Below are 9,645 nucleotides of genomic sequence, written 5' to 3' on the forward strand. Positions count from 1 at the left end.
AAACACCGGGCATCACCAGGTCACGGGGAGTTGATGCACCCCGTAGACCGCCATATCGGATCTGAAGCGGATCTCCTCCACGGGCACCGCGGTGCGCAGCGTGGGTACGCGCCCGGCCAAGGCGCTGTAGAACTCCTGGAGTTCGACCCGGGCCAGGGCCTGGCCCAGGCATTGGTGGATGCCATAGCCGAAGGCCAGATGGTGGCGTGAGTCGCGGGTGATGTCGAAGTCATCGCCCGAGGTGAACTTCGCCGGGTCGCGGTTGGCGATGTTGATGGCGGCGATCACGCCCTCACCGGCCCGTACGGGATGGCCATTGACCTCGACATCCTCGATGGCGATGCGGCGGATGCCGCGCTGGACGATGGTGAGGTGGCGCAGCAGTTCCTCGGTGGCCCCGGCGGCCGCGCCCGGGTCCCGGGCCAGGGCGGCGAACTGGTCGGGGTGTTCCAGGAGGACCAGGGTGCCCAGGGCCATCATATTGGCCGCCGTGTCATGTCCGGCCGTGACCAGCAGCAGGCACATGGCTCCCAGCAGGCCGGTGGTCATGGTGCCGGTGCGGACATGGCGGACCGCCATCCGGCTGATGAAGTCATCACCCGGCCGGCGTTCGCGGGTTTCCACCAGGGACACCAGATAGTCCTGGAGCTCCTTGCGGGCGGCGGCGGCCGTCTCGGTGGTGACCTCCACCGAACCCATGGTGTGGGTGCGGCTGCGGAAGAACTCCCGGTCCTCGTAGGGGACTTCCAGCAGTTCGCAGATGACGGCCAGGGCGACCGGCAGGGCCAGGGCGGTCACCAGGTCGGCGGGGCGGGGGCCCTGGAGCATCCGGTCGATATGGTGATCGGCGAAGCCGCGCACCACCGGGCGCAGGGCCTCGGCCCGTTTGACGGTGAACTCGCTGAGCACCAGCCGCCGGTAGTGGTCGTGATCGGGGTTGTCCATGATCAGCAGGGTGGGGTCGGTGGTGACCTCGGACCCGGCGGCCGGGCTGGACAGCGGGTAGCCGGGGCGTCCCTTGTCGGAGCTGAAGCGCGGGTCGGAGAGGACGACCCGGGCGTCGTCATAGCGGGTGAACAGCCAGGGCCGGGTGCCGTTCCAGATGGTGACCCGGGGGACGCCGCCCCCGGCCTGGATCCCGGCCACCTCCCGCGGCGGGGCGAAGGGGCACTGGCGCGCCATGGGGTAGAACAGGTCGGTCATGCTTCGGCCTTTCCGGCGGGGCTGGTTCGGTGCGTGGCGCGGGCGTGGTCCAGGTAGTCCCAGGCGCGTTCGATGAACGGCTCGTCCGGTGACGGCAGTTGGACGCCCAGGCGGGACAGCTCGGTGAGAGTGCGCCGGTTGTCCCAGCGGGTGGCGGGCGCATCGTCCGGGGATTCGGCGAGCTCGCGCAGATGGTCCTGGTAGGCGACGGCGGGGAGTTCGGTGCCGTCCCTGGCCATGTCCCGCAGGCGGGCCACCCATTCGGTGAGCGGTACGCCGGGCGTCCGGGTGCCCCGGCGGCGGTCGTGAACGGCCAGGTACTCGGCGAGCGTGGTGTCCCGGCCGTGGTGGAGATGGTGCACGCTGCCCGGTCCGGCGTCGGAGAGGGCCAGGGCGACCAGGGCGCGGGCCATCAGGTCAACGGGCAGGACATTGAAGGCCAGTCGGCGGTGGAGAGGGTAACAGCCCAGTTCCACGCAGCTGATCAGCATCCGGGAGAACATATCGTCCAGGCTGGTGGCCCCGTTGCCGGTGGCCGCACCGGCCCGGCCCAGCCGGTGCAGCCGGGTGAGGGCGCCGCGTGCGGTGGCCTGGGTGAGCAGCTGCTCGGCGGCCCATTTGCTGGCGGCGTAGCCACGGCCCTGGCTGTGCCGTTCTCCGCCGGCCCTGGTCCGCTCGGTGATCATCCGCTCCCCGGGCCTTTCCGTGAAGACCGAGAGGGTGGAGAGGTGGTGGAACCAGGCGGGGCGTCCGGCCCCGGCGATGCGCAGCAGTTCCTCGGTGCCCCGCACATTGGCGGGGGCCAGGCGTTGATAGCCGGAGAGATGGTGCACCTGGGCACCGGCATGGAAGACCGCCACCACCCGGTGGGCGAGGTCCTCGCATACCTCGGCCGTCAGCCCCAGGCCGGGCAGTGCCAGGTCGCCGGGGAGCGCCTCCACGCGCGGACCCGGCGGCTCCGGTGGCAGGCCATAGCGGATGGCCGCCTCGGTCAGCCTGCGCCGCCCCTCTTCCGGCGATCCGGCCCGGACCAGGCAGATGACCTCGCCCTCGGTGCGGTGCAGCAACTCCCGTAGCAGATAGGCGCCGACAAAGCCGGTGGCACCGGTGAGCAGCACCGGTCCGCTCTCCTGCCGCGGGGCCGGGCCGGTGCGCGGGAAGCGGACGGCGGGGTCCAGCCGGGCCGCTGAAGGTTCCACCGGCATCAACTGCCTCTGGCCCTGCGGTCGTCGGCCGAGCAGGCGGGCGGTGGCGCGTACGGTCGGCGCGGCCAGGAAGTCACGGACCGGGATGCGGATTCCGCAGTCCTGCTCGATGAGGTCCAGCAGCCGGATGATACGCAGCGAGTGGCCGCCCAGGCCGAAGAAGTCGGCGTCCAGCGAGGGGACGGGGGCGTCCAGCACCCGCTGCCACAGCCGGAGCATCGTCCGCTCCCCCGCCGTGGCGGGCTGTTCGGTGGGGCCGGCGGTATGGGCGCGCAACTCCGCCGCCCGGCCGATCAGTTGCCTGCGGTCCACCTTGCCGTGGCTGGTGGTGGGGATGCGGTCCACGGCCAGGATCGTCGAGGGGATCATATGTTTGGGCAGCCGGTGCGCCAGCCGGTCGCGGAGGGCGGCGGGTTCGGCGGTGGCGTCGGACAGGGTGACAAAAGCCAGCAGTTCGGCGTCGGGTCCGGTGCCCTGGACGGCGGCGGCCGCCCCGTCCACCTCCGGGAGGCCGGCCAGGGCCGACTCCACCTCCCCCAACTCGATGCGGAAGCCGCGGAGTTTGATCTGGTCGTCCAGGCGTCCCAGATAGTCAAGGCTGCCGTCGGCCAGCAGGCGCACCCGGTCTCCGGTGCGGTAGAGGCGCCCGGGCCCCAGGGCGGGGACGTCGCCGAAGAGCCGCTCGGTCTGTTCCGGGTTGTTCCAGTAGCCACGGGCGACTCCGGCGCCGCCCAGGTAGAGCTCCCCCGGTATGCCGGTGGCGGCCGGGCGGCCATGGCGGTCCCTTACCAGGGCGGTGGTGCCCGGCAGTGGTGTGCCGATGGGCACCCGGGCTCTCGGGTCATCCGCGGCGGCCTGGTGCGTGGTGGCCAGAATGGCGGCCTCGGTGGGGCCGTAGCCGTTGATGACCACCCGGTCCCGGGCGAAGTGCCGGGTGTCATGGATATCGGCCGGCTCGCCCGCGACCACCAGTACCCGCACCCCCGCCAAATCGGGCCGTCCCAGGGCGCGCAGCAGCGAGGGCACCGTCACCAGTACCGAGACCCGGTGCCGGGACAGCAGCCGGGTCAGGGCATGGCCGTCGCGCCGGTCGGTGTCCGGGCAGTAGACCACCGTGCCGCCGGAGATCAGCGGCATGAATTGCTCGAAGGCCGCCACATCGAAGCCGGGTGAGGTGAGCTGGAGCCAGATGTCCGTCTCGTCGAAGGGGTGCCGGTCCAGGCTGCCGCGCAGAGTGTTGACGACGGAGCGGTGCTCGGTCATCACCCCACGGGGGCGTCCGGTGCTGCCGGAGGTGTAGATCAGATATGCCAGGTCGGAGCCGGTGGCGGAGTCGGGCGGCGGGGAAAGAGCCGGGCCGTCGTCAACGGTGTCCAGGAGCCGTTCGATATGCAGGGTGCGCGGGGCGGGGCGGCCGTCGAACAGTTCCTCGGCGAGGTCCTTGGCGGAGACCAGGACCTTGGCCCGGGAGTCCTCGATGGTGAAGGCCAGCCGCTCGGCCGGGTAGCCGGGGTCCAGCGGGACATAGGCGGCCCCGGCCTTGAGCACCCCGAGGATGGCCACCATCAGCCGGGGCGAACGTTCCAGGCAGATGGCCACCCTGTCGGTGCGGCGCACCCCTTCGCGGTGCAGCCAGGCGGCCATCCGGTCGCTCTCGGCGTCCAGTTGGCGGTAGGTGAGCGTCTCATGGGGGCCGATGACGGCGGGCTTGTCGGGGTGGCCGGCCGCCTGCCGGGCGAACAGCTGATGCAGGGTGAGCGGCGGTGCGGCCGCCGGGGCCGCGGGAGCGGTCCGCTCGTCGGGGCAGCGCAGGTCCAGCCGGGCCAGCGGGGTGGTGTCGTCGCCGGTCAGCAGGCCGAGCAGATGCACCAGTTGGGCGGCCATCCGCTCCATGGTGTCCCGGCGGTAGAGGTCGGTGCTGAATTCCAGCTCGAGGGTGGTGCCCTCGCTGCCCTCTTCGACAAAGGAGAAGCCCAGCTCGAATTTGGCGAAGCCGCGCGGTGCGGACTGCCAGGGTTCGGTGCGGGTCTGCCAGAGGGAGAGCGAACGGGCCGGGCGCTGCTGGTAGTTGACCACGGCCTGGAAGTCGGGGAGGCCCCCGCCGGGGCCCAGCCCCCGGGCGGCGGACTGGAAGGCCACCTCCTGGTGACGGTATCCGGCCACACATGCTTCGCGTACCCGGCCGAGCAGCTCGGCGATGGTGGTGGCAGCGTCGGCCTTCAGGCGCACCGGCAGCAGATTGACGAAGTAGCCGATCAGCCGCTCGGTTCCGGCCCGTCCGCGTCCGGCGGAGAGGGCGCCCAGACAGATGTCGTCCTGCTCGGTGTAGGCGGAGAGCAGGACCTGCACCGCGGCCAGGCAGAACATAAAGCGGCTCACCCCATGGCGGCGGGCCGCGCGGGCGATGCGCTCGGTCAGTCCGGCGCCCAGTGGGGTGCTTATGGTGTCGCCGTTGCCGCTGAGCACTGCCGGGCGGGGGAAGTCGGTGGCCAGATCCAGGGTGCCCGTCCAGCCCTTCAGGGTGTCCCGCCAGGCCCGTTGGGCGTCGGCCAGCAGCGTGCTCTCCCGGGCCAGTTCGGCGGTGACATGGTCGGCGTACTGGAGCGCGGGGGCGGGCAGCCGGGCGGGGTGGCCGAGTTTCGCCGCCCGGTAGAGCTCGCCCAGTTCCTCGAAGAGGACGTCGAGTGACCAGTCGTCCGCGATCACATGGTGGATGTCGAAGTGCACCAGCGCCCGGTCGGGTCCAAGGGTGAGCACCAGGGGACGGAACAGCACGGCGGAGGGATCGACGGCGGCGGACTGATCCATCAACTGCCTTGCCCGCGCCTCGCGTTCGGTCTCCGGAAGGCCGCTCAGATCCTGGTGCCGCAGGGTGATCCGGTCCCCGGTGCGCTGCCACCAGGTGCCGTCCCGGTGTTCCAGGACGGTGCGCAGGCTCCGGTGCCGTTCGGCCAGGGCGGTCAGCGCCCGGCGCAGGGCGTCCAGGTCCAGTCCGCCCCGGACCAGGAAGGTGCGGGCGATGTTGTACCGGCCGCCGGGGGCCAGCAACTCCTCGAACCAGACGCCCTGCTGTCCGGGGAGGAGGGGGATGCGCCCGCCCGCGACGGGGGGTACGGGCGGACGCTCGGGCTCCATGGCGTCGATACGCGCCGCCAGGGCCCTGATTGTGGGGGCGTCGAAGAGCGCGGCCGGGGGCAGGCGGACGGCCCACTCGGCTTCGACGCGGGCCAGGACGGTCATCGCCGACAGCGAGTCGCCGCCCAGCTCCAGGAAGGGGGTATCGGTGGAGACCGGCGCCGTGCCCAGGACGTCCTGCCAGAGGGTGCGCAGCCGGTGCTCGGTGTCGGTCTCGGGGGCCCGGAGGGGGCCTTGGGGCAGCGGGGTGTGCGCTTCGGCCAGCCGTTTGCGGTCGGTTTTGCCATTGGCGGTGACCGGCAGGGCGGGCAGTACGGTCACCGTGGCGGGGACCATGTGCTCGGGCAGGGCGGCGGCCAGATGGGCGCGCAGCTCGGTCGCGGTGGCCGGGGTGGATTCGGCGCATCCGGCGAAGGCGGCCAGGCGCGGCTCGGTGTCCCGCAGCACCACGGCGGCCTGCCGGACCGCCTGATGGGCGAGCAAGGTCCGTTCTATCTCGCCGAGTTCCACCCGGTAGCCGCGGATCTTCACCTGGTCGTCCCGGCGGCCCAGGAAGTGCAGGCTGCCATCGGGCAGGGTGCGTACCCGGTCCCCGGTGAGGTAGGCGCGGCGGCCGCGGCCGGCCGGGTCGGCGATGAAGCGCTCGGCGGTGAGCCGGGGCTGGTGCAGATAGCCGCGGGCCACCTGGTCGCCGAGGATGCACAGTTCGCCCTCTTCCCCGGGGGCGACCGGCCGTTGAGCGGCGTCCAGTACCAGGGCGGTGGTGCCGGTGAGCGGCCGGCCGATCGGCACGCCCGGCCAGCGCTCGTCATAGTCGCGCATGGCGTGCCAGCAGGCGTAGACGGTGGTCTCGGTGGGCCCATAGCCGTTGACGACGGTGGTGGCGGGAAGGGCGCGCAGGGCGCGGCGTACCGCGTTCTCGTCGGCCCGGTCGCCGCCGGAGATCAGGATGCGCAGTCCGGCGAGGTCCGGCAGGACATGGTCGGCGGCCAGCCGGAACAGCGGTGCGGCCAGGCGCAGTACGGTCACCCCGTGCCGGGCGGTCAGCCGGCCGATGTCATACACGCCGGGCTCGCCGGCCTCGGGCAGTACCAGGGTGGCGCCATTGAGCAGGGCGCCCCAGATCTCGATCACCGAGGGGTCCACATGCAGCGGGGCGAGCTGGAGGAAGACATCGTCCTCGCGCAGGGCGGGGGTGACGCCATGGACCAGGGAGAGCACCGAACGGTGCTCCACCATCACGCCCTTGGGCCGCCCGGTGCTGCCGGAGGTGTGGATGACATAGGCGAGCGCCTCGGGGTCCTGGGGCGGGGCGGGCGCGACGGCGGGCTCCGGCAGGCTCTGCCCGATGGGCAGTACGGGCAGGTGTGCGGGCAGCAGGGTACGCAGCCGGGGGACGTCATCGGGAGCGGCGAGCACCACGGCGGGCGCGCAGTCCTCGATCAGCGCGGCCAGCCGGGCGTCGGGCAGCCGGGGGTCGATCGGCACATAGGCGCCGCCCGCCCGTAGCACACCCAGCAGGGTGGCGATGGTGCCGGGCGACCGGCCGGCGCAGACGGCGGCCAGACGGCCGGGCAGGCCGGTGGGCGCCAGCCGGGCGGCGATGGCCTGCGCCCAGGCGTCCAACTGCCGGTAGCTGACCGTCCGTTCGCCGTGGACGATCGCGGTGCGGTCGGGGTGGGCCTGGGCGCGGACGGCGAAGCAGCCGTGCAGGGTGCGGTGTTCCGGTGGGGTGGTGGTGTTCATCGCATCAGGCGGCCCGCAGCGCCTCGACGACGCTGGCCGTGTCATAGAGGTCCAGATACTGGGAGATCAGCCCATCACGGATCCGGAAGACATTCATCCACTGGGCTTCATAGCGGGCGTCATTGGCGCGGATACGGGTGCGGCTGACGCCCAGCACCACCACCGCCTCGCCCGCGTCGAGGTACTCATAGGCGTCGCACTCCTGCACCTCGATCAGCTCGCGGACGATCGAGAAGAAGCGGTCGAAGCCCTCGGTTCCATGGTAAGTGCCCGCCCAGGGCAGGGACTTGGGGCCGTGGTAGACCCATTCGAAGTCCTCCGCGAGCAGTTCCTTGATGTCCTCCAGGCGCCCCTGGGCGAAGAGGTCGAAGAACTTCCGGACGATGGCGACATTCTGCTCACTCATGCGCTTTCCTTGGTCTTCTCGGGGGCGAGGAATCCACGGGCGAAGGGCAGGCGCGCGGCGAGTGCGCCGCGGACACGGTCCTCCGCAACGGCCAGTGCGGCCTGGGCCAGCAGGGCGTAGGGCCCGGTACGGGAGAGCCGGCGGGCGCCCCGCATCACCTGCTCGATCTCCTCGGGGGTGGCGATCAGCGGCAGCAGGAAGATGTCATAGACCACAAAGGCCCGGGCCCGGGTGATCCACCAGAGCATCAGGGCGAAGCTCATCAGCTCGCCGTCGGGCCGGATGAACCGGCGCAGCGGGCGCGGGGGCAGTACCTCGATCCGGCCCAGCAGCCCTTCGGCGAAGAACCGGCCCACGGTGTGGGAGGCGGGGTCCAGCCGGGCCAGGCCGTCCTGTACGGCCTTGGACAGGTGGGCCACCCGCTGTTCCAGGCCCAGCGCGTCGGTCTGCCGGATGGCCTGCACCGCGAAGTGGGCGCCGAGCTGGTTGATATGGCGGGTGGCCAGTTCGTCCACCAGATGAGCGTTGGCCGAGCGGGCGGCCTGGTACACCGCGTCCGAGACCAGTGCGGCGCCGATCGGGAAGCAGCCGTAGCTCAGCGCCTTGGAGACGGTGATCAGGTCCACCTCGGGCAGCCGGCCCTGGTGGGCGAAGCGGGTGCCACAGCGGTAGTAGGAGGTGAGGATCTCGTCCACGCCGACCAGGAAGCCGCGTTGCTCCCGCTCGGCGGAGACGATGTCCAACAGCTCGCCGGGGATGGGGCCATAGGAGTCGGAGCTGCCGTGCACCAGCTCGATCCAGACCAGCCCCACCTCGCCGGAGGCGAGTTCGGCGCGCAGTTCCTCGGCGGCGCGGGGGCCGAAGGGGTCGATATAGCGGACATCCGGGTACAGCGGCCCAAAGGGGGCCCGGGTGCGGGTGGCGGCGGTGGCGTTGAGCGAAACCAGGGTCTTGCCGCCGTAGTTGTGCCGGAAGACCACCATCCGGCGGTGGCCGGGCCGGGCCAGTACCGCCATGGTCAGCGCGGTCTCCACGGCGGAGGCGCCGCTGACGGCGGGCAGCAGGTGGTCCAGTCCGGTGTCCCTGGCCAGCAGTTGACGCAGTTCGGCGAGGTAGTCATGGCCGGGGTCATGGCACTGGACCACCTCGGTCAGCGCATCCGCCGGGTTGTGCCCATTGACGCCCAGGCCGGCCCCGCACAGCCCGTCCACCAGCTCCAGGCGGCGGCCGGAGGCCATCTGAACGGTCAGCCGGGCGCCGTCGGCCCGCACCACCCGCAGGGCGCCGCGCAGTTTGCGGTGCATCCGTACGGTGCCGGGGTTGACGTGCCGTTCATACAGGCGCAGCACCTGTTCCCAGTCGCGCTCGGCGGCGGCCAGCACCGGGTGCACGGCGGCGGTGGCGTCCCAGCGCGGGAGCAGATGCGCCTTGACGGCGCGCATGGCGACGGTGTTGCCGCCATAGGTGTTGGAGTGCAGAAAGGCGGTTCCGGGCGCGGCCCAGGGCGAGAACACCTCATGGGTGCCGGTGAAGGCGCCATAGGGGACCTGGTGGCCGGTGAGGGACTCACCGCTGACGATCAGGTCGGGGCCGAGCGCCGCGGCGGCGGGTGAGGTGGGGCTGGTGAAGTCGAAGTCGCTGAGGTCCAGGGCGACTTTGGCTCCGGTGGACCGCAAGCGGGCGGCCAGTACGGTCAGTTGGCCCAGGTCGTGGCTGTCGGGCTCGCGGACGACCAGCCCGCAGAAGGCGGTGGTCTCGGCGGCCTTCAGGGCCTCGTCCAGGGTGCGGACACAGACCAGGCCGGGGACCAGGGCCCGCTCCGGGCCCTGGTCCAGCGGGTCGGCGCGCTCGCCCAGGGTGTGCGCGGGGTCCAGGGCGAGCACCCTGCCATGGTGCGTCCGCACGGTGCCGAGCCGGTGGTGCCGGATCAGCTTGATGGCACCGTGCAGG

At 71.9% G+C, this 9,645-nt stretch carries 4 protein-coding genes; all 4 read right to left on the bottom strand.

The window, feature by feature from the left end:
• Positions 1 to 12: 12 nt before the first annotated feature.
• Entirely contained in the window at positions 13 to 1,203 is a 1,191-nt protein-coding gene (locus CV755_RS14055) for a cytochrome P450 (protein WP_109280568.1), read from the bottom strand.
• Complete coding sequence (locus CV755_RS14060; protein ID WP_161968692.1) at positions 1,200 to 7,289, bottom strand: non-ribosomal peptide synthetase; 6,090 nt, start codon at positions 7,287 to 7,289, stop codon at positions 1,200 to 1,202. The genes CV755_RS14055 and CV755_RS14060 overlap by 4 nt, the downstream gene beginning before the upstream one ends.
• 4 nt (positions 7,290 to 7,293) lie before the next feature.
• Positions 7,294 to 7,695, bottom strand: coding sequence for a nuclear transport factor 2 family protein (locus CV755_RS14065; protein WP_109280570.1), 402 nt, complete (start codon positions 7,693 to 7,695; stop codon positions 7,294 to 7,296).
• On the bottom strand, positions 7,692 to 9,645 hold a 1,954-nt coding region (locus CV755_RS35400), incomplete at its 5' end, for an aminotransferase class III-fold pyridoxal phosphate-dependent enzyme (RefSeq protein ID WP_153068671.1). The genes CV755_RS14065 and CV755_RS35400, both read right to left, overlap by 4 nt.

The organism is Streptomyces orinoci (assembly GCF_003121295.1).
GTDB classification, from domain to species: Bacteria; Actinomycetota; Actinomycetes; order Streptomycetales; family Streptomycetaceae; genus Streptomyces; species Streptomyces orinoci.

Excerpts from the sequence above, each read along its gene's own strand:
- CV755_RS14055 (WP_109280568.1), bottom strand. The coding sequence starts at position 1,203 with ATGACCGACCTGTTCTACCCCATGGCGCGCCAGTGCCCCTTCGCCCCG.
- CV755_RS14060 (WP_161968692.1), bottom strand. The coding sequence starts at position 7,289 with ATGAACACCACCACCCCACCGGAACACCGCACCCTGCACGGCTGCTTC.
- CV755_RS14065 (WP_109280570.1), bottom strand. The coding sequence starts at position 7,695 with ATGAGTGAGCAGAATGTCGCCATCGTCCGGAAGTTCTTCGACCTCTTC.